Annotated in this window: 20 protein-coding genes; 4 read left to right on the top strand and 16 right to left on the bottom strand. The window is 59.9% G+C overall.

The window, feature by feature from the left end:
• Positions 1 to 48: 48 nt before the first annotated feature.
• From DWQ09_13525 to DWQ09_13515, 3 genes are all read right to left on the bottom strand, one after another.
• Positions 49 to 411: a DUF1924 domain-containing protein gene (locus tag DWQ09_13525; protein KAA3627398.1), complete on the bottom strand. Its 363-nt coding sequence runs from the start codon at positions 409 to 411 to the stop codon at positions 49 to 51.
• Positions 412 to 491: 80 nt separating this feature from the next.
• Entirely contained in the window at positions 492 to 1061 is a 570-nt protein-coding gene (locus tag DWQ09_13520; protein KAA3627330.1) for a cytochrome B, read from the bottom strand.
• A gap of 119 nt (positions 1062 to 1180) precedes the next feature.
• A complete protein-coding gene (locus DWQ09_13515; GenBank protein ID KAA3627329.1) occupies positions 1181 to 1522 on the bottom strand; it encodes a hypothetical protein in 342 nt (113 codons plus the stop codon).
• A gap of 262 nt (positions 1523 to 1784) precedes the next feature.
• On the opposite strand from DWQ09_13515, the gene DWQ09_13510 reads away from it, so the two are divergent.
• Positions 1785 to 2432, top strand: a complete 648-nt coding sequence (locus DWQ09_13510; GenBank protein ID KAA3627328.1) for a class II aldolase — start codon at positions 1785 to 1787, stop codon at positions 2430 to 2432.
• A gap of 7 nt (positions 2433 to 2439) precedes the next feature.
• Here DWQ09_13510 and DWQ09_13505 read toward each other — a convergent pair whose 3' ends face one another.
• From DWQ09_13505 to mtnA, 13 genes are all read right to left on the bottom strand, one after another.
• A complete protein-coding gene (locus tag DWQ09_13505; GenBank protein KAA3627327.1) occupies positions 2440 to 3267 on the bottom strand; it encodes a hypothetical protein in 828 nt (275 codons plus the stop codon).
• Positions 3267 to 4280 (bottom strand): MCE family protein, encoded by a 1014-nt coding sequence (locus DWQ09_13500; GenBank protein ID KAA3627326.1) that lies wholly within the window; start codon positions 4278 to 4280, stop codon positions 3267 to 3269. Before DWQ09_13500 ends, DWQ09_13505 begins: the two co-directional genes overlap by 1 nt.
• Positions 4277 to 4996: an ATP-binding cassette domain-containing protein gene (locus tag DWQ09_13495; protein KAA3627325.1), complete on the bottom strand. Its 720-nt coding sequence runs from the start codon at positions 4994 to 4996 to the stop codon at positions 4277 to 4279. The genes DWQ09_13500 and DWQ09_13495 overlap by 4 nt, the downstream gene beginning before the upstream one ends.
• Complete coding sequence (locus DWQ09_13490) at positions 4989 to 5807, bottom strand: ABC transporter permease (GenBank protein ID KAA3627324.1); 819 nt, start codon at positions 5805 to 5807, stop codon at positions 4989 to 4991. The genes DWQ09_13495 and DWQ09_13490 overlap by 8 nt, the downstream gene beginning before the upstream one ends.
• A 150-nt stretch (positions 5808 to 5957) precedes the next feature.
• Positions 5958 to 6428 carry a hypothetical protein gene (locus tag DWQ09_13485; protein ID KAA3627323.1) on the bottom strand — a complete coding sequence of 157 codons (471 nt, stop codon included), beginning with the start codon at positions 6426 to 6428 and terminating at the stop codon, positions 5958 to 5960.
• 95 nt (positions 6429 to 6523) lie between these two features.
• Complete coding sequence (aroA, locus tag DWQ09_13480) at positions 6524 to 7840, bottom strand: 3-phosphoshikimate 1-carboxyvinyltransferase (protein ID KAA3627322.1); 1317 nt, start codon at positions 7838 to 7840, stop codon at positions 6524 to 6526.
• Between the two features lie 11 nt (positions 7841 to 7851).
• Complete coding sequence (locus DWQ09_13475; protein KAA3627321.1) at positions 7852 to 8730, bottom strand: prephenate dehydrogenase/arogenate dehydrogenase family protein; 879 nt, start codon at positions 8728 to 8730, stop codon at positions 7852 to 7854.
• Positions 8727 to 9857 carry a histidinol-phosphate transaminase gene (locus tag DWQ09_13470; protein KAA3627320.1) on the bottom strand — a complete coding sequence of 377 codons (1131 nt, stop codon included), beginning with the start codon at positions 9855 to 9857 and terminating at the stop codon, positions 8727 to 8729. The genes DWQ09_13475 and DWQ09_13470 overlap by 4 nt, the downstream gene beginning before the upstream one ends.
• Before the next feature lie 44 nt (positions 9858 to 9901).
• Entirely contained in the window at positions 9902 to 10993 is a 1092-nt protein-coding gene (locus DWQ09_13465; GenBank protein ID KAA3627319.1) for a prephenate dehydratase, read from the bottom strand.
• Between the two features lie 26 nt (positions 10994 to 11019).
• The gene (locus tag DWQ09_13460) at positions 11020 to 12186 is read right to left on the bottom strand and encodes a 3-phosphoglycerate dehydrogenase (GenBank protein ID KAA3627318.1); all 1167 of its coding nucleotides are present in this window, start codon (positions 12184 to 12186) and stop codon (positions 11020 to 11022) included.
• Between the two features lie 65 nt (positions 12187 to 12251).
• A complete protein-coding gene (locus DWQ09_13455; GenBank protein KAA3627317.1) occupies positions 12252 to 13334 on the bottom strand; it encodes a 3-phosphoserine/phosphohydroxythreonine transaminase in 1083 nt (360 codons plus the stop codon).
• A gap of 71 nt (positions 13335 to 13405) precedes the next feature.
• Positions 13406 to 15970 (bottom strand): DNA gyrase subunit A, encoded by a 2565-nt coding sequence (locus tag DWQ09_13450; GenBank protein KAA3627316.1) that lies wholly within the window; start codon positions 15968 to 15970, stop codon positions 13406 to 13408.
• A 211-nt stretch (positions 15971 to 16181) separates the two neighbouring features.
• Positions 16182 to 17240 carry an S-methyl-5-thioribose-1-phosphate isomerase gene (gene mtnA, locus DWQ09_13445; GenBank protein KAA3627315.1) on the bottom strand — a complete coding sequence of 353 codons (1059 nt, stop codon included), beginning with the start codon at positions 17238 to 17240 and terminating at the stop codon, positions 16182 to 16184.
• Here mtnA and DWQ09_13440 point away from each other — a divergent pair.
• The 3 genes from DWQ09_13440 (at position 17239) to DWQ09_13430 (ending at position 19604) form a co-directional block, all read left to right on the top strand.
• A complete protein-coding gene (locus DWQ09_13440) occupies positions 17239 to 17427 on the top strand; it encodes a hypothetical protein (GenBank protein KAA3627314.1) in 189 nt (62 codons plus the stop codon). The genes mtnA and DWQ09_13440 overlap by 2 nt on opposite strands.
• Positions 17428 to 17547: 120 nt before the next feature.
• Positions 17548 to 18864: a TRZ/ATZ family hydrolase gene (locus DWQ09_13435; GenBank protein ID KAA3627313.1), complete on the top strand. Its 1317-nt coding sequence runs from the start codon at positions 17548 to 17550 to the stop codon at positions 18862 to 18864.
• A 29-nt stretch (positions 18865 to 18893) separates the two neighbouring features.
• A complete protein-coding gene (locus DWQ09_13430) occupies positions 18894 to 19604 on the top strand; it encodes a bifunctional 2-polyprenyl-6-hydroxyphenol methylase/3-demethylubiquinol 3-O-methyltransferase UbiG (protein ID KAA3627312.1) in 711 nt (236 codons plus the stop codon).
• The last annotated feature ends 20 nt before the right edge of the window (positions 19605 to 19624 follow it).

Genomic DNA, 19624 nt, shown 5'->3' with positions numbered 1-19624 from the left:
CGGACGTGCCAGCGGGCAGTGGTTTCGCGCAACCCGATGACCGCACCCTCATTGCCGGCGCAGGTAGCTCAGGATGTCGCCCTTTTCCTGCGCGGAGCACTCGCGACCGAAAGTCCATTTACAGTTACGCAGAAACCATTTCTCGATCTCACGCCGCTCAGTGAGGCGTTTAGGATTGATTGATGGCGCCATGGGCTTGATGGTTTCATCGGTGCGCACGTGACGTCCGGGCCGGGTGGGATCGGCACCGTGACAACTGACACAGCTTCGCGTGGTGCGATCGGCGGTGCTCTGCTCGGTATTCCAGAGACGGCGGCCCGCGTCACCGTCAAAAGTGCCCGCGCCCTGAGCGCGATAGTCAGCCAGTGCCTGATCCGTGGTGTCCGCCAGCGTCGCAACGGGAACCAGCATCACGACACCGATCAAGATCCAGTTTCGACAGGCATCGCGCATACATTCATCCCTCCATTTCGTTGGCCGGGACAGGCGGCCTATTCCATGACACGCTTACGGCCGTCGAACATCGCGCGCACCAGATTTTCGCGATGTTGCAGGCTCGCCAGGATCACGCCCGCCACGTGTACGATGACCAGCAACAGGGTGAAGTTCGCGAAGAACTCGTGCATCTCCTCGAAGGCATCGCCAACGATACGGCCCGATCCGGCCATGGCGCCTGCCAAGGGACCGGCCATCTCTTCCGCGCCGTAAGTCACCAATCCTGTCACCGTCGCCAGCGCCAGGCTGATCATTAACATCACCACCATCCAGCCTCCGGCCGGGTTGTGGCCGAGATACCGCCTGGGCTGGAAGGCAAGAATGTCCTTGAGATACTCCCCGACGACGCGCGGGCGATGCACAAAACTGCTGAAACGGGCGTGGTGGGGACCGATCATTCCCCACACCAGCCGAAACAGCAGCAATCCCCCGATGAGGTAGCCGCTCAGTACGTGCAGATCGAGCAGATCATCCTCGCTGATGTAAGAGACCGTGAATGACATCACCAGCGACCAGTGGAACAGCCGCACCATCGGATCCCACACCTTGATGTTGTCATTGGACATAGCAAGTTACCCCTGAACTGACTGCCTTGTGTCTACAATAAGGCGCTTGGCTGAAACCAGACTGAAAGCGGCCGAGCCACGCCGGCCCGGCCGCCATCGATCACTCAAACCCTTCCAGGTCAGCGCTTTTCACCGCGTACCAGCGGCTCGATGGTGATCGCGTCGTAGACCAGTTTGTGAACCCTGCCCCCGGCATCGACGACCTCGATCTCGTAGCGCAGCCTGCCGTCATCGCGTTCCAGTTCGACTTCGACTATCGTCCCGGGTTGATCGTTGCGCACCCTGGCGACGACACTTTCCAGAGGCACGATCTGCTTGCCCTCCACGCTCTGCACCAGCGCACTGTCGCTGCGTCCCATCAGTCGGTTGGCAATGTTGTCGGCATCCTTCGCGGCCCAGGCAACGGTGGTGGCGGTAGCTGTCATCAGCCCGGCAATCAAAACAAGTGATTTGGTATTCATGGCATCTCTCCTGCGGTTGAGTGGGTAGTGTGATCTCGTTGACCACGGTGGGCAGAGTACTGGGCGGCACTGAAACCACACTGAAAAAATGCTGAAACGAGACTGAATACCGAACACTCCGGGCCGGCCTACCGGGTTGCAGGTCACTCTATGATGCAGGGGTCAAAGCCGTGTCACTGGACAGTCGCGGCGGGTGACGGTATGAATACCCTGCAGGGTGGTAACGGATGATGGGTACTCGTTGGGCGGGGATGAAAGTGATATGAAAAAAACCCGGGAACTGCGTCAGGAGTTAATCGCAACCATGCGCGCCATGAACGCGCAGGGCATCAATCAGGGTAAATCAGGCAACGGCAGCGTGCGCCAGGGCGAAGGGTTTCTGATCACACCCGCCGCCATCGCCTACGACGCGCTCACCGCAGACGATATCGTCGCCATGGATTTCGACGGCGAGTGGCAAGGCAGCCCCGGTGCCCGGCCCTCCAGCGAATGGCGTTTCCATCGCGATATCCTGGCAGGGCGTACCGAGATCAACGCTGTTCTCCATACCCACGGTCGCGCGGTCACGACCCTGGCCTGTATGAAACGTTCGATACCCGCCTTTCACTACATGGTTGCCATTGCCGGGGGCAACGACATCCGCTGCTCCGGCTACGCCACGTTTGGGACGCAGGAGCTGTCTGATCTTGCGCAGCAGGCATTGACAGGTCGTAAGGCATGCCTGATGGCTCACCATGGACTTATCACTTTGGGGACAACGCTGTGTGAGGCGTTCGCTATCGCAATGGAAGTGGAACATCTGGCCGATGTCTACTGGCGCACGCTACAACTGGGCGAACCCGAAATACTGGCGGACGCCGAAATGGAGTTGGTGCTGGAACGGTTCCGCACCGGGTATCAACATCCGTGAGGTCGGTTTATCGGGACAGGGCATCCCTGCGCTGACGCAGGCGGAGGATGGCCGTGGGCGATCCCAGTTGCTCGTAGAGCGAAAGCGACTGCGTGAAATAGAGGTGTGCCTCTTCTTCTTCGCCGCTCAGCCGACTCAACTCCCCCAGCACTTCCAGATCGCTGGCAATCCCAGGAACATAACCGCTGGCCCGATCGAGTTCGAGCGCGCGGCGTGCAGCCTTTTCGGCGCCGGCCAATTCGCCACGACGCAGCTCCAGCGTGGCGCGGTTGAGTAGCGTGGCGGGGGTTTCTCCCAGCGCCTCGGCGCGGGCCAGATAACGCGCGGCGGCATCCGTGTCGTTGCCGTCCAGCAGGCACAGCGCCAGGCCGTTCAGGGCCATGATCTGCAGCTCACTGTCACCGCGCGCCGCGGGGTGATCGATCAACTGTTGATAGAGCTCTTTGGCAACATCACGATTGCCCTGCCCATAGTTGATTTCCGCAAGGCCGGCAATGGCCCGCAACTCCATATCTGCGCGCTGTTCCATTGCCGCCAGGCGTAAAGCCCGTTCGTAGGCCAACAAGCCAGCGTCGTGGTTACCCAACTGGTGTTCGACGGCTCCCAGATTCACAAGATTGGTCACAAGTGCGACCCGATTGTCGGCCAGTTCGGCCAACTGCGCCGCCTGGCGAAAATTCTGCGCCGCGTTGACGAGGTCACCGCTTTCGAAGCGCCCGAGCGCCCGCTGCTCAACCACCTGTCGCTGTTCGATCAGGGTAGAGAGTGTGGGTTCCGAAGCACAGCCGCCTAACAGACTGAACGTCAGACCGAGAACGGATAGCCGCCACCCCATCAGCGTCGCGTTCCCGTGGCATCGGCACCCAGCCCGGGGTCCCGCAGGGGGCGGATCAGCAATTCACCGCTGGTTTTAGGAAGATTGGGTGCGATCAGAAAGTTTTTCTGCGAAGCGCGAAGCGTGCGATCGGCCTCGTAGAGCACATTGCGCCCCTCCTGGACCACGTCGGTCAGTTGCGGCGTGGCTGTGCGCAACTGGCTGGAAACCTCTTTCAGGTCGCGGAGAATCTGCGCGAAATCGATGGCGTGCTCCGGAAACTGAGCAGTGCTCGTTTCCAGCCGTTCCAGGGTCACAGCGACACTGCCCAGAATCCGGTTCAACTCACCCTGGGTAGCCACCACCCTTTTAACCACCTCGGCGCTGTTGCTGGTGATCTGCTCCAGGTTGGCCAGGCTGCGATGAAATTCGTCCTCGGTGCGCGAAAGCGAACGAGCGAGTTGCGAAAATTGGGTCAGGCTTTCGTTGAAACCCGCCAATCCTTCCTGCAGGTCGCCCTGCGGATCGAGCAAGCGGGCCGAGAGGCTCACATGATTGGCGAGTATCTTGTCAAACTGTTCCAGACGTTGCGGCAGTGTCGCCATAAGATCCGGAAGACCGCTGGTCTGGGTGAGCGCAAGTTCTCCCCCTTCGGCAACGGCGGTCTTTTCGGAAGTGCCGATCGCGATATCGATGTACGGATTTCCGAAGGTGGGATTGATCAATGTGGCGCGCGAATCCTCACGGATTTTACTGAAATACTTGTCTTCGATGGACATCACCACCCGAATCTGGTTGTCGGGAGTGATCTCGAGGGCATTGACGCTGCCGACGGAGATTCCCGCGAGCGTTACCGGTGTTCCCACGCGGATGGTGTCGGCGCGACTGACAATTGAATGCACCACGTAGCGGTTCGCAAAAGGAATCGCCTGTTCGCGCAATAGATAGATCAGATAGAACAATGCCATAACCGTCGCAAGGATCAGCAATCCCACCAGACGTTTCTGATTGACCTGGGTACTGGTTTCGGTCATTGCACGGCAACCTGGTTTGCAACTTCGCCGGCACGAAGTCGGTCGGCAGCGATGCAGAAACGATCAATTTCGAGCTGAGCGATACGCGGCGGGTGAAACGGAAAATGGCGCGCCCAGGATGAGGGTGCGCAGGCAATCAGCGTGCGGCCTGATTCGGTCAAGCGCGCCAGAACGGCCTCGGTATCGGAATCTTCGGCATTCAGGTAGAGGGGCAACTCATCCATCAACACCAACTCCGGTTGCAGCAACAGGATACGCAGCAAGGCTATCCGCCGTCGCTGCCGACCGGTCAGATGCGACACGCGCTGAGAAAGAAGCGTCCTGGCTTCCCCCATTGCCGTCAACTCGGTCTCGATGCGCTGGGCAAGCAACCCCGGGTCGTCGATCGTACCGCGATAACGCAGAGGAAGTAGCAGATTCTCTCCCACCGTCCAGGAGGCGATCAGACCGTCACGTTCGAAAATCACGCCGATCTTTTCTCTCAGGTGCAACAGTTTGCGTTGTGCAAGACGATGAAGATCGGATCCGAAAATCGACACTCTACCGGCGGCCGGCCTTATCAGACCGGCGAGTAACTTGATCAAAGTGCTCTTTCCCGATCCTACGCTGCCATCGATGAGCCAAACATCCCCGCGGCGCACCTGCCAATCGATGACCGGTGAGCTGCCGGCGACCGGCAGGCGTACTCGATCGAGGTGACAGATGGGCTCACGCATAGAGTACTGCCGATACCAGTACCGTCATCAGCACGCACAAAGCGGATGAGATCACAAAGGACTGTGGCAACCGCCGCGGGATATCCAACGAGGAGCGGGCGTGAAAGCCAAAACTGGCGTGCACCAAAGTGATGATGATGCCGAACAGGATGACCAGGCTGAGTCCCGCCAACAGATCGATCGAGCGCAACCCTTCCACGGTTGTCAGCGCGAACACGGCAAAGGGAATCTCATGATAAATCATTGAGAATACGCCGGCCCCGATGACAGCTGCTGCGTTCGCCCAGAAAGTGAGCAGCAGCAACGATAACGTGATACCGAACAGACGCGGCAAAACGAGAAACTGATGGGGCTCGATACCCTGGGTAATCAACGTCTCGATGGTCTGATTGACCTGCAGCTCGCCCAGTTCGGCCGTGATCGCCGTGCCCGAGCGCCCGATCACCACCAGCGCGATGACCAGTGGCGTCACCTGATGAAACAGAACCACATTCATTACCCGCGCGAGCAGATCGAGTTCACTGACACGAAACGCGTACAGTGGCAACATCGTCAGGATACCCAGTGCAGCACCAACGAAAGCGACCATCAAAACGCTTTGCACCGCCGTGAAATAGATCTGCTGCAGAGTCAGCTGGCGCAGATAAAACCAGGCACCGCGCCGGAAGGTAAAGATCCCGGCAATGGCGTTGGCCAGCAGGTAAAAAAGATCCGCGGTGCGCCGGGCGGCCAATATGCCCCATTCCCCAAGCGCTTCGAGCTGCTTGAGCGAGGTGGCTGGACTGGTCTGCGATGTAGCTGTCTCGCTCATATAGATGGGATGGGTTGCCGTAATGAATCAGCCTTGCAGATACCTTGCCCGGGAGGGCGTTCGGGGAACGCGAACCGGTTCGCACTTCCCTGATTGGCCGCCCGAAAGGCGACGACCTGGCTGTCGCCTCCCCTGGTTAGGTTGACGGCGCTAGACGTGATAACTGAAGTGGGCGCGTTGCGTGGCGCTCATTAACCGGCGGAACTGTGGCCCGCTCAAGTGAATCAACTGCTCATGATCGCCGGCCTCCAGGTAGATGTGGCCGGCCTCCATCAGACTCTCCTCACAAACCGTCTCCAGGCCGTAGGCGGGACCAAGCGCTGGAACGGCACCCAGGGCGCAGTCCTTGAAGATCTCGCCCACCTCGCGCTCACTGGCGAGGGCGAGATTGCGCTGGGTCTGGTTATAGAGCATGCCCAGCTCCAATTTGTGGGTGGCTGGAATTACCGCCACCACATACCCCAGTTCGTCCTCCAGCAGCACGGCCTTGGCAACTATGTCGCCCGGTACATGGGCCGCATGCGCGGTATCCATACTGGAGCCGGTGCGGGCATGATGCACGGTTTCGTAGGCGACACCTTGGGAGTCGAGGAAATTTTCAAGAGTGATTGCTATGGCCATGATGCACCTCCACAGCGAAAGGCCCGTTTCCGGGCCGGCATCAAGAGTATAGCCAAACGGCCGGGGAGCAACCGCGGCAGGGGGTGAAAGCGGGTCTAACCGAGCGTTTCCAGTGCCAGGCCCGCGGTGGTGGCAAGACGGACGAAATCGGGAAACGACGTGGCAACGTTGGCGCAGTCGGTGATCACGACGGGTGCCTGGGAACGCAGTGCGGCCATTGCGAATGCCATGGCGATGCGGTGATCTCCATGACTGTGAACGCGACCACCCTGCAGCTTGCCGCCCGTTATGATGATCCCATCGCGTGTCGGTCGGGCTTCGATGCCCAGTAGTTGGAGCCCATCGGCCATAACCTGGATGCGGTCACTCTCCTTGACGCGCAGCTCTTCTGCGCCCCGCAGTACGGTTTTTCCCTCGGCGCAGGCGGCAGCGATGAACAGCGCGGGGAATTCGTCGATGGCGAGGGGAACCAAATGCTCGGGGATCTCGACGCCACGTAACCCCGTACTACGTACTCGCAGATCAGCGACCGGTTCGCCCCCCATCTCGCGTTCGTTCGAAACCTCGATCTGCGCTCCCATGAGACGCAGGATGTCGATAACCCCGGTACGAGTGGGATTGATACCTACCTGTTCCAGCAGCAGATTCGATCCGCCGGCAATGGCGGCACCTACCAGAAAAAAGGCTGCGGAGGAGATATCGGCCGGTATACGGACAGGTGTGGCCGTGAGGCGTCCTCCGCCCTCGAGGCAGACGGTCATTCCGTTGCGTTCCACCGGATAGCCAAAGCCGGCCAGCATCCGCTCCGTGTGATCCCGGGTAGCCGCCGGTTCGGTAACGCAGGTGCGACCCTTGGCATAGAGTCCGGCCAGCAAGAGTGCGGATTTGACCTGGGCACTCGCCATGGGCATGGCATAGTGAGTGCCATGCAGCGGCTGACCCCCATGGATATGCAGAGGTGCGGTCCCCGGGGTGGTTGTATCGATCGCTGCGCCCATGGCGGTAAGCGGCACCGTGACGCGTTGCATGGGTCGCGACGAGAGCGAGGCGTCGCCGGTGAGTACCGTATCGAAGGACTGTCCCGCCAGAAGGCCCGCCAGCAATCGCATGGAGGTGCCCGAATTACCCAGATCGAGCGCTCCAACCGGACGCCTCAGACCATCGATACCGACCCCCTGAATTCGCACCCTGCCCGCTTCCGGGCCGTCAATATTGACCCCCATGGCGCGAAAGGCACGTAGCGTTGCGAGGCTGTCTTCGCCTTCGAGAAAACCTTCGATCTCGGTGACACCATCGGCCAGGGCGCCGAATATGATGGAACGGTGGGAAACCGATTTATCGCCCGCCACACGCAGGCTGCCGCTCAATCGGCCGCCAGGCTGTACGTGGAATGTCGTCGACGGATCGGACATGGTCGCTGAGCCTACTCGGGGCTTCCGGAGGCGTTTTGGCAGTAGCGGTCACGAGCGTTCTTGGCACGCTTGAAGATCGCCATCACACTCGCACTGTCTCCCGCCTCGATAGCGGTATACAGATGCTGCAGATTCGCACCGAACCGATCAAGCATCCTGAGCAGCTGCACACGGTTGGTAAGACAGATATCGTGCCACATCTGTGGATCGCTGGAGGCAATACGCGTGAAATCGCGAAACCCCCCTGCGGCGAAGCGGAAGATCTCCTTGTGCTCTTCCATGCGCGCCAGGGCATCGACCAGAGAATAGGCCAGCATGTGGGGGAGATGGCTGGTGGCAGCCAACACCTCGTCGTGATGTTCTATATCCATCTCCTCGACCTGCGCACCGGCCTGCTCCCACATCCAGCGGATGCGTGCGGTTGCCTCGGGCGCGGTTTCGGCGACGGGTGTGAGTATGACGCGACAGCCACGATAGAGCTCCGGAAATGCGGCCTCGACGCCGCTCTTTTCGGTACCTGCAATGGGATGTCCCGGCACCAGTCTGGGTGGAACGAAACCGAAAGCGGATTTTGCGACAGCGACCACATGTCCTTTGGTACTGCCAGCGTCGGTCAGAATGGTCTCGGGTGCAAGCACCGGAGCAATGCGCTGAAACACTCCCTCCATGGCCATCATGGGCACCGCCACCAGAACGACGTCGGCCTCGGCGACGGCGCGCGCCGGATCGGTTTCGCCGCAATCGATAATGCCCAGCGCCCGCGCCTTCTCCAGCGAGGCCGGGTTGCGATTGCAGCCCGTCACATGACCGACCGCACCGGCTGCGCGCAACGCGGCTGCCAGCGAGCCGCCGATCAGTCCGACGCCGATGATGCAGAGGCGCTCAATCATTCCGTTTGGCCGGCCAGTACCTTGCGCAGTGCGTTGACCACGCGCACATTCTGTTCGCCACTGCCAACCGTAATGCGCAGATGATTGGGCATTCCGTAGTTGGCGACCGGACGGACGATGACACCTTCGCGCAGCAAGCCCTCGTAGATGGGTCCGGCCGGACGACCGAAATCGACGCTGACGAAGTTACCCACCGACGGGATGTGGTTCAAACCGAGTTCCGCAAACGCGGCGGCCAGCACCGCCATTCCGCGGCGATTCTCGTCGACGGCACGCTTGATGTGCTCCTGGTCACCCAGCGCCGCACAGGCCGCGGCCATGGCGGGCGCGTTGACATTGAAGGGTTGCCGCACCCGATTGAGCAGATCGGCCACCTCAGGACCGGAAAGCGCGTACCCAACGCGCAGACCGGCGAGACCATAGGCCTTGGAGAAGGTACGGCATACCACCAGATTGGGGTATTTTTTCAGCCACTGGGCGCTGTCAGGAAATTCGGGCTCGTCGACATACTCGATGTACGCCTCGTCGATCACCACCACAACTCTTGGAGGCACTGCACTGATAAAGGCCTCCAGCTCATCGCGTTTCAGCCAGGTGCCGGTCGGATTGTTGGGATTGGCGATGTAGATCACCGCCGTTTTGTCGTTGATCAGCGCACGCATTGCCTCGAGATCGTGCCCGAAGGCCGGGCCCCGTGAACCATCGTGCGCCGCGGCCACCCGACCGGTGGCGCCGCACGCCAGCGTGGTCAGGTGATAGACGACAAAAGCATGTGCCGAGTAAATCGACTCGCGATCCGGTGTCAGAAAGACCCGACCGATCAAATCGAGGACATCGTTGGAACCATTGCCCAGGGTGATTTGTACCGGATCGATGTCATGCCAGCGGCTCAGCGCCGCGCGCAGTTCGAAGCCGCCGCCATCGGGATAGAACTCTACCTCTTTAAGCGCATTGCCAGCGGCTTCGATGGCCAGCGGACTGGCGCCCATCGGATTCTCGTTGGAGGCAAGTTTGACGGCATTCTTGATGCCGTACTCGCGTTCCAGTTCGGTTATCGGTTTGCCCGGTTGGTACGGCCGCAAACCCTTTACGCCTTCGGCGGCGAGATCAATAAAGGAAACTGTCATGGTCCGCTCCTGAGTGTCGTGGCAACGTTCGAGTTGTGGTTGTCTCAGAGTACTGCTTTGGGGTATGAACCCAGTACCTTGAACAGGGAGGCGCCCTCCTCAAGTTCCGTCAGAGCCGCTTTCACATTGTGCTCCTCGGCGTGACCTTCGATATCGATAAAGAAAACATAGTCCCAGGTACCGCGCCGCGACGGACGCGATTCAATGCGCGACATGCTGATGCCGTGGGTATTGAGGGGATTGAGCAGCCGGTAGAGCGCACCGGGTTTGTTGGAGGTCGAGAGAAGCAGCGTCGTCTTGTCGTTCCCGCTGACCGGCACCGGATTGCGCCCAACGATCAGGAACCGCGTAGTGTTCTCCGGTTCGTCCTCAATATTGGAAACCAGTATTTTCAGCCCGTAGATCTCCGCTGTCATGATGCCGGCGATAGCCGCGGTCCCCGCCTCTGCGGCAGCGCGACGTGCGGCTTCCGCATTGCTGCTTACGGGTTCGCGTTCGACGTGCGGAAAATTGAGGTCCAGCCACTCGCGGCACTGGGCCAGCGATTGCTGGTGTGAATAAACACGTTTGATCGCCTTGAGATCCTGCTCATTACCGAGCAGGTGATGGTGGATACGCAGTTCCACCTCGCCACAGATCTTGAGCGGGGAAAGCACGAAGGTGTCCAGCGTATGGTTGATCACCCCTTCGGTGGAGTTCTCCACCGGCACCACACCGTAGTGCGCCGCACCCGATTCCACCTCACGAAACACCTCGTCGATAGCCGCCAGCGGGGTGGTGTTGATCGACTTGCCAAAGTGCTTGTGTGCGGCGGCCTGAGTGAAGGTTCCTTCGGGGCCTAGAAACGCGATGTTCATCGGTTTTTCCAGAGCCAGGCAGGCCGACATGATCTCGCGGAACAGTCGCGCCATCTCCTCGCTGCTGAGCGGCCCCTGATTGCGTTCAACGACACCACGCAGCACCTTGGCTTCACGCTCGGGTCGATAGTAAAAGGCGGGCTCCGCCCCCTCCGAGCGCTTGACCCGCCCCACTTCGGCCGCGCATTCGGCACGTTTGGATATCAACGCCTGGATCTGTTCGTCCAGCGCGTCGATCTCCTGACGGATCCTGGCTAATCGCTGTTCGGTATCACTCATGATGGCGCGTTCGCTGCGGACTGGCCTCAGAGGGTACGTACGCCGAGCACCCCTTTGATGGCACCGATTTCGGCCACCGTTGTGGCAGGGATCGCACTTTCCACATCGACCACGGTGTAGGCCAGATCGCCGCGTGACCTATTGAGCATATCGATGATGTTGAGGCCGGCTTTCGCCAGGTCGGTGGAGATCTGTCCCAGCATATTCGGTACGTTGGCATTGACTACGGTCAGACGATAACCGCCCTGGGCCTTTGGCATGACCACTTCGGGGAAGTTGACGGAATTGGTGATATTGCCGTTCTCCAGATAGTCGCGAACCTGATTGGCCACCATGATGGCGCAGTTATCCTCCGCTTCGACGGTCGAAGCACCCAAATGCGGCAGCGTTATGACGCGCGGGTGCTTTTTCAGCAGGTTCGACGGAAAGTCACAGACATAACTGTAGACTTTGCCTTCATCGATGGCGTTCACCACCGCTTGATCGTCAAGGATGCCGTCACGCGAGAAATTGAGCAGCACGACGCCCTTTTTCATCAGACGCAGGCGATCGGCGTTGATCATGCCTCGAGTGGCATCCATGAGGGGCACATGGAAGGTAACAAAGTCACAGCGCGCGAGCAGATCGTCGACGCTGGTCGCCTGCTGCACCTGTGACGAGAGTTGCCAGGCACGCTGTACGGTGATGTCCGGATCGTAGCCAATGACGTTCATCCCCAGCGAAAGTGCGGCATTGGCGACCTTGACACCGATGGCGCCGAGCCCGATCACGCCCAGGGCGCGCCCCGGCAGCTCGAACCCGACGAAATTCTTCTTGCCCGCTTCGGTGGCTTTACCGATGGCGGCATCATCCCCCTCCAACTCGCGCGCGAAATGCCAGGCCTGCGCAATATTTCGGCACCCGAGCAGCATTCCGGCAATCACCAGTTCCTTTACCGCGTTGGCGTTGGCCCCAGGGGCATTGAAAACGGGAATACCTTTGCCGCTCATCTTGTCGACCGGGATGTTGTTGACACCGGCACCGGCACGGCCAACGGCTTTTACCGTCCCCGGAATCTCCATATCGTGCATCTTGAACGAGCGCAGCAGGATCGCGTCGGGATGCAGAATTTCAGAGGCAACCTCATAGGATTCACGCGGCAAACGCTCCAGTCCGGCGATGGAAATATTATTTAAAGTCAGTATTTTATACATCTTATTTAAACCTTTCTGTGACCTTTTGTTCTACCACCCACCCGCTGGCAGCCCTGGTGTTGCGTTCAGGCATGGGCGCGCTCGAACTCGCCCATGAATTCGATCAGCTTGCCGACGCCCGCCTCGGGCATCGCGTTGTAGATACTGGCACGCATGCCACCGACCGAGCGATGACCTTTGAGCGTCACCAGACCCTGAGCCTTGGCTTGAGCAAGAAAATCGGCGTCCAGGTCGGCATTGGCCAGGGTGAAGGGTACGTTCATCCACGAACGGCACGCGGGTTCGACCGGATTGGCGTAGAAGCCCGACGCGTCGATGGCGCTATAGAGGCGCTCCGCCTTGAGACGATTGCGTTCACCCATCGCCGCCAGACCGCCGGTGCGCTTGATCCATTGAAAGACCAGGCCGGCGAGGTACCAGGCGTAGGTGGGCGGGGTATTGGACATGGAATCGTTATCGGCATGATTTTTATAGTCGAAGATCGATGGCGTGCCGGGCAGGATTTCACCCATCAAATCGTCACGCACGATCACCACCGTCAATCCGGCGGGGCCGATATTTTTTTGTGCGCCGGCATAGATGACGCCATAGCGCGAGACATCGATGGGACGCGAGAGAAGGGTGGATGAGAAGTCCGCCACCAATGGCACGGCTCCGGTTTCCGGCACATAGGGAAACTCCACACCACCGATCGTCTCATTCGGTGTGTAATGAACATAGGCCGCATTCGGATCCAGTTTGAGCTCCTCCTGCGCCGGCGCTGTGGTGAAATTCGTTGCCTCGCTGCTGGCCGCCACGTTTACCTTGCAGTAGGTACCCGCTTCCTTGATGGCCTTCTTCGACCATGCGCCGGTATTGATGTAGTCGGCAGCGTTCTTACCCCGCAGCAGATTCATGGGCACCATCGCGAACTGGCTGGTCGCACCACCCTGCAGGAACAGCACCTTGTAATTGGCGGGGATCGCCAGCAACTCGCGCAGATCCGCTTCGGCACGCTCGGCTATGGAGACAAACTCCTTGCCGCGGTGGCTCATCTCCATCACCGACATACCGGAGCCATTCCAGTCCAGCATCTCTTCGCGAGCCTGCTCCAGGACTTCGACCGGCAGCATTGCGGGACCCGCGCTGAAATTGAATACCCGTGACATCACATACCTCTCTCATTTAGTGGATGTAAGCGTGAAAATCGATTTCTGCTCGCGCAGCGACACCGAACGCACTATTCACCGGCATCATCATCCTCAATTTCCGCGTCTTCCTCGCCGTTTTCGACGATGCGGTCTATGCCAGCCAGTTTCTCGCCCTCAGCCAGGTTGATAAGACGCACGCCCTGGGTGTTGCGTCCCATCAGGGAGACTTCGGCAGCGCGGGTGCGCACGGCGGTGCCCATATTGCTGATCAGCATCACCTCATCGTCTTCTCCGACCAGGTCGGCCCCCACCACCGGCCCGTTGCGCTTCGTGGTCTGAATCGAAACGACACCCTGCCCGCCGCGTTTGTGGGCAGGGTAATCATCGATGGCTGTGCGCTTGCCGTAGCCGTTTTCGGTAGCCGTCAAGATACTCCCCTCACCCACTATGATCAGTGCGTTCACCAGGACATTGGCGCCCAGACGAATACCTCGCACGCCGGTGGCGACCCGTCCCATGGGACGCACATCGTTTTCATGGAAGCGGATTACCTTTCCGGCATCGGTAAACAGCATGACTTCATTGTCTCCAGTGGTGATGGCGACGTCGACCAGGTGATCACCATCGCGCAGATCCACTGCGATGATGCCGTTGGCGCGGGGGCGTGAGTAGGCCTCCAATGCGGTCTTTTTCACCGTACCCTTGGCGGTGGCCATGAAAATGAAGCTTGCGGAATCGAATTCGCGTATCGGCAGCACGGCATTGATACGCTCACCGGCTTCCAACGGCAGGAGATTGACGATGGGTTTACCGCGCGCAGTGGGGCCCGCCTGCGGCAGTTCGTAAACCTTGAGCCAGTAGACCTTGCCGGCGCTCGAGAAACAGAGCAGCGTATCGTGAGTGCTGGCGATGAAGAGCTTGTCGACGAAATCCTCTTCCTTCATCTTGGTGGCGGTGCGCCCTTTGCCGCCGCGCTTCTGTGCCCGATACAGCGACAGCGGCTGAATCTTGGCATACCCGGTGTGGGAGATGGTGACCACCACGTCCTCCTCGGTGATCAGGTCTTCCAGCGTCAGATCCATATGGCTGCGGCGGATCTCGGTGCGACGCTCATCGCCGTAGCGGTCGCGAATCTCGATCATCTCGTCGCGTATCACCCGCATCAGGCGGTCGGGATCTTCGAGGATTTCGATCAGTCCGTGGATGGTTTCAATCAGGTCTTTGTACTCGCCGACGATCTTGTCCTGTTCCAGGCCGGTGAGGCGATGCAGGCGCAGGTCCAGTATGGCCTGAACCTGAGCTTCCGAGAGGCGGTATTCGCCTTCTCGCAGTCCATATTCAGCGGCGAGATCCGTGGGGCGGGTGCTCTCGGCACCGGCGCGGGCCAACAGATCGGATACCACGCCGGGGTTCCAGGTACGGTCCATCAACCGACTTTTCGCCTCGGCGGGACTCGGCGACGTTTTGATCAGCTCGATCACCTCGTCGATGTTCGTCAGGGCCACCGCAAGACCTTCCAATACGTGGGCCCGCTCACGTGCCTTGCGCAGATCGAAAATGGTTCGGCGCGTCACCACTTCGCGCCGGTGAGCAACAAATGCATTAAGAATCTGCTTCAGGTTGAGCAATCGCGGCTGGCCGTCGATGAGCGCGACCATATTGATGCCGAAGACGTTCTGCAGTTGCGTGTGCTGGAAGAGATTGTTGAGCGTCACCTCGGCCACTTCGCCGCGGCGCAGTTCGATCACCATGCGCATACCGTCCTTGTCGGACTCATCGCGCAGTTCGGTAATGCCCTCGATCTTCTTCTCCTTCACCAGCTCGGCTATCTTTTCCAGCAACCGTGCCTTGTTCACCTGGTAGGGCAGTTCGGTGACGATAATTGCCTGTTTACCGTTGCTGTAATCTTCGATTTCGGTGCGCGCACGCACGTAGATTCGACCGCGGCCGGTGTGATAAGCCTCGTGGATACCGGCGGCGCCGTTGATGATGCCTGCCGTCGGAAAATCCGGGCCGGGGATGTGCCCCATCAAGCCATCGATGGTGATATCGGGGTCGTCGATAAGCGCAATACAGCCGTTGATCACTTCATTGATCTGGTGCGGCGGGATGTTGGTGGCCATGCCCACGGCGATACCGGCAGAGCCATTGACCAGCAGATTGGGAACGCGGGCAGGCATGACGCTCGGTTCGTGTTCCGACTCGTCGTAATTGGGGGTGAAGCCGACGGTCTCCTTGTCGAGATCGGCCAACATCTCGTGGGCGATGCGCGACATGCGGACTTCGGTGTAGCGCATGGCAGCCGGGGAATCACCATCCACGGAACCGAAGTTGCCCTGCCCATCCACCATCATGTAGCGCAACGAGAAGGGCTGCGCCATGCGCACGATGGTGTCGTAGACCGCAGTATCGCCGTGCGGGTGGTACTTACCGATGACGTCACCCACCACACGCGCTGATTTCTTGTACGGTTTGTTCCAATCGTTCCCCAGTTCGCTCATCGCGTAGAGGACGCGGCGGTGTACGGGCTTCAGACCGTCACGCACATCGGGAAGCGCCCGCCCTATGATCACGCTCATGGCGTAATCGAGGTAGGACTGCTTCATCTCATCTTCTAGGTAAACCGGGAGAACTTCTTTCGCAAATTCAGCCATTTAGTTCTTATTTCCTGAGCAGATCGGGGACCGTGCAGGGCGCCATGCCGGCGCTGGGATAATGACCGCGCATGATACCATAGGGCCGTTGACCAGCGCAGCCTGGAAAACATCTGCGAGAGCGCTTCTCCGTCGCTCTCAGCGTTCAAAAAGCAAGTTCAAAAGAGGTTTTGGAAAGTAGGCCGGGTTTCGAAGGTTTTCGTCAGCCGCCTCAGGGCTCGTCTGAGGCAATCGAACCCATCATCGCTTCCATGCGCAGGGTATCCGGGCGCTCCACCACTCCGCGCTCGGTAACGATGGCATCGATCAGGCTGGCCGGGGTAACGTCGAAAACGGGGTTCCAGGCGCCTGCACCCGCAGCAGCCACGCGTTGACCACCCGCCATCAGCAGCTCGTTCTCATCGCGCATTTCGATCGGGATGCGACTGCCATCGGGGGTGTTCATGTCCACGGTGGAACTTGGTGCAACCACCATAAAACGTACGCCGTGATGGCGCGCGGCAATCGCGGTGGCGTAGGTACCTATCTTGTTGGCCACATCTCCATTGGCCGCGATGCGATCAGCTCCCACGATAACCCACTGCACATCGCCGGTGCGCAGCAGGGCGGCAGCCGCACCGTCGGCCAGCAGGCGTACGGGGATTCCGTCGCGCACCAATTCCCAGGCGGTGAGCCGCGCGCCCTGCAACCACGGTCGGGTCTCGTCTGCATACACACTACTGATCTTTCCTGCGGTAAAGGCGGTACGGATCACTCCCAGCGCCGTGCCGAATCCACCGGTCGCCAAAGAGCCGGTGTTACAGTGCGTCAACACCCCGCTCGGTGCAGCGATCAACCCGGCTCCGAGTTCCCCCATCAGGCGGTTGGCGGCAATGTCCTCTTCGTGGATACGCCGCGCCAACGCCTCGATTTCCTCCACCGACGCCTGTTCGGCAATAGCGGCACGCATCCGATTCAGCGCCCAGAACAGGTTGACAGCCGTAGGGCGTGAGGCCGCCAGCAATGCCAGATCACCTTCGATCGCGGCGCCCCACTCCCGGCCATGCGTCGCGAATCGGTCCTGAATCGCCAGCACCACCCCGTACGCGGCCGTGATGCCGATAGCCGGAGCACCGCGCACCACCATATCGGTGATCGCCCGCGCGGTCTCCGCTGCGGTGCGCAGCTCCAGATAAACCTCATCCTGGGGAAGTACGCGCTGATCAAGCAGACGCAGCGTATTGCCGTTCCATTGTATGGCGCGAATCGAATCGTGAAGGTCGCTGTTCATGGCGGGCAACGATACCCGCAGCCCCGAGGCTACTCAAGCCCGGCCTGCCGAAGGCGTTTTTCTGGATGATGCCGAATTTGTGCGGGTTGCGGCCTGGCGATGGCACCACCGGATCAGGGTTGGGGAACGCAACCTGGCTGTGGCCAACGGCGCGCCGATCTGGAAGCCGTCAGGGCGGGAATCGTGACCAACGATCGAAACCGGGTCAGTGCAGCGTCTGTTTATCGCCTCCCTGCAAACGTCGTGCGGTTGCGGGCCGAATCGACCACCATGTATCTTCTCAGCTTCCGATGTCTTTGAGCCCACAATGGAATCCGTCGACACACAGATCAATCCCCGCTGGATCATTCCCGTCGAACCCCACGGCGTGGTTTGGGAAGGCTATTCGATGGCGGTGACGCGAGGCCGTATCGTTGCCATAGCCCCACGCAAAGAGATCGACGACCGATATCGGCCGATGAGCGTGATCGAACTGCCGGATCACGCACTGATCCCGGGCCTGATCAATGCGCATACGCATGCCGCAATGACACTGCTGCGCGGTTACGCTGATGATCTGCCGCTAATGGAGTGGCTGAGCCAGCATATTTGGCCGGCCGAGCAGTGTTGGGTAAACGCAGAGTTTGTCCACGCGGGAACCCAGCACGCGGTAGCGGAGATGCTGCGCGGAGGTACCACCTGCTTCAACGACATGTATTTCTTTCCCGAGATCACCGCTCGAGTTGCTGCCAGTGCCGGTATTCGGGCTACGGTGGGCTTGATACTGATCGATTTCCCCTCAGCTTACGCAGGTGGTATCGACGAGTACCTGGACAAGGGGCTTGAACTCCACGATGAGTACCGCAACGATCCGCTGGTGCGCACGGCCTTTGCTCCGCATGCCCCGTACACGGTCTCCAACGAACCGCTGGAACGGGTCCGCGTTCTGGCCGACGAACTGGAGATCCCGATCCATATGCACATCCATGAGACGCGCGATGAGGTGGAGCGCAGTGTCCAGGAGCACGGCGTACGCCCGCTGGCCCGACTGCAGCGTCTGGGGCTGGTCTCCCCTGCGCTGCTCGGCGTACACATGACCCAGTTGCAGGACGACGAGATCGACCTGCTGAGCAATGCCAACGCCCATATCATTCACTGCCCTGAATCCAACCTCAAATTGGCCAGCGGTTTTTGCCCGGTCCAACGCCTTGTCGACGCGGGGGTCAACGTGGCGTTGGGCACCGACGGGGTCGCCAGCAATGACGATCTGGACATGCTCGGTGAGATGCGTAGCGCGGCGTTGCTCGCCAAAGCGGTCGCCAACGATGCCAGTGCGTTGCCGGCCGCCACCGCACTGCGTATGGCAACCCTCAACGCCGCAAAGGCACTCGGAATCGACCTGGAGACCGGTTCGCTGGAATGCGGGAAGTCGGCGGATCTGACCGCGGTGAGGCTCGATGCGGTCGAGACCCAACCGCTTTACAATCCGATCTCTCAACTGATCTATGCAGCCAATCGCAACTGCGTGACAGATGTCTGGGTTGCCGGACGGCATGTCCTCAAAGAGCGTCAGCTCACCACCTTGGATGAAGAGGCCATACTGGCGCAAAGCCGCCACTGGGCCGATCGTATCCGTGGCGACTGAATCATTCACCTGCCCCATTCCTGATACCGATGAAGACCGCCCACAACCTCGATCCTGAAGAGCTGCGCAAGTTCGATGCCCTGGCGGCGCGCTGGTGGGATCCCGACGGTGAGTTTCGTCCCCTGCACGCCATGAACCCCGCTCGCCTCGCGTTTATCGGGCACAATACCCCGCTGGCAGGGAGAAAGGTCGCCGATATCGGCTGCGGCGGCGGTATCCTTGCAGAGGGGATGGCAAAATCCGGTGCAGTGGTGACCGGTATCGACATGGCCGAAGGGGGGCTCGCCGCCGCGCGCTATCACGCCGAAGAGCATGGTTTGGCAATCGATTACCAACTGAGTGCTGCGGAGGAGTTCGCGGCAGATCACCCTGGCGCGTTCGATATCGTGACCTGTATGGAGCTGCTCGAACACGTCCCTGACCCGGGATCGCTGGTACAGGCCTGCCGTGATCTGGTACGGCCTGGGGGTTGGGTTTTCTTTTCGACACTGAATCGCAATCCCAAGGCGTATCTGTTTGCCATCGTAGGGGCCGAGTATCTGTGCCGCATGCTGCCACCGGGCACTCATCACTACGATCGCTTCATCCGCCCGGCCGAGTTGGATGCCTGGGCGCGTCGCGCCGGACTCGAAACCAGAGCGATTGCGGGGATACGTTTCAATCCCCTGATCGCAGGATTCGAGTTGGGAGGAAAACCCGATATCAACTACATCGTGGCGTGTCAGTGCGTTGATGAGTGAGAAACCCTCCACTGACCCGG

Source organism: Pseudomonadota bacterium, assembly GCA_008501635.1.
In the GTDB taxonomy this organism is placed as follows: Bacteria; Pseudomonadota; Gammaproteobacteria; order QQUJ01; family QQUJ01; genus QQUJ01.
This window is presented reverse-complemented; position numbering and strand designations above follow the sequence as displayed.

Bases quoted from the DNA above. Each gene is read 5' to 3' on its own strand.
- DWQ09_13525 (KAA3627398.1), bottom strand. From the start codon at position 411: ATGCTGGTTCCCGTTGCGACGCTGGCGGACACCACGGATCAGGCACTG.
- DWQ09_13520 (KAA3627330.1), bottom strand. From the start codon at position 1,061: ATGTCCAATGACAACATCAAGGTGTGGGATCCGATGGTGCGGCTGTTC.
- DWQ09_13515 (KAA3627329.1), bottom strand. From the start codon at position 1,522: ATGAATACCAAATCACTTGTTTTGATTGCCGGGCTGATGACAGCTACC.
- DWQ09_13510 (KAA3627328.1), top strand. From the start codon at position 1,785: ATGAAAAAAACCCGGGAACTGCGTCAGGAGTTAATCGCAACCATGCGC.
- DWQ09_13505 (KAA3627327.1), bottom strand. From the start codon at position 3,267: ATGGGGTGGCGGCTATCCGTTCTCGGTCTGACGTTCAGTCTGTTAGGC.
- DWQ09_13500 (KAA3627326.1), bottom strand. From the start codon at position 4,280: ATGACCGAAACCAGTACCCAGGTCAATCAGAAACGTCTGGTGGGATTG.
- DWQ09_13495 (KAA3627325.1), bottom strand. From the start codon at position 4,996: ATGCGTGAGCCCATCTGTCACCTCGATCGAGTACGCCTGCCGGTCGCC.
- DWQ09_13490 (KAA3627324.1), bottom strand. From the start codon at position 5,807: ATGAGCGAGACAGCTACATCGCAGACCAGTCCAGCCACCTCGCTCAAG.
- DWQ09_13485 (KAA3627323.1), bottom strand. From the start codon at position 6,428: ATGGCCATAGCAATCACTCTTGAAAATTTCCTCGACTCCCAAGGTGTC.
- aroA (KAA3627322.1), bottom strand. From the start codon at position 7,840: ATGTCCGATCCGTCGACGACATTCCACGTACAGCCTGGCGGCCGATTG.
- DWQ09_13475 (KAA3627321.1), bottom strand. From the start codon at position 8,730: ATGATTGAGCGCCTCTGCATCATCGGCGTCGGACTGATCGGCGGCTCG.
- DWQ09_13470 (KAA3627320.1), bottom strand. From the start codon at position 9,857: ATGACAGTTTCCTTTATTGATCTCGCCGCCGAAGGCGTAAAGGGTTTG.
- DWQ09_13465 (KAA3627319.1), bottom strand. From the start codon at position 10,993: ATGAGTGATACCGAACAGCGATTAGCCAGGATCCGTCAGGAGATCGAC.
- DWQ09_13460 (KAA3627318.1), bottom strand. From the start codon at position 12,186: ATGTATAAAATACTGACTTTAAATAATATTTCCATCGCCGGACTGGAG.
- DWQ09_13455 (KAA3627317.1), bottom strand. From the start codon at position 13,334: ATGTCACGGGTATTCAATTTCAGCGCGGGTCCCGCAATGCTGCCGGTC.
- DWQ09_13450 (KAA3627316.1), bottom strand. From the start codon at position 15,970: ATGGCTGAATTTGCGAAAGAAGTTCTCCCGGTTTACCTAGAAGATGAG.
- DWQ09_13440 (KAA3627314.1), top strand. From the start codon at position 17,239: ATGGCGGGCAACGATACCCGCAGCCCCGAGGCTACTCAAGCCCGGCCT.
- mtnA (KAA3627315.1), bottom strand. From the start codon at position 17,240: ATGAACAGCGACCTTCACGATTCGATTCGCGCCATACAATGGAACGGC.
- DWQ09_13435 (KAA3627313.1), top strand. From the start codon at position 17,548: ATGGAATCCGTCGACACACAGATCAATCCCCGCTGGATCATTCCCGTC.
- DWQ09_13430 (KAA3627312.1), top strand. From the start codon at position 18,894: ATGAAGACCGCCCACAACCTCGATCCTGAAGAGCTGCGCAAGTTCGAT.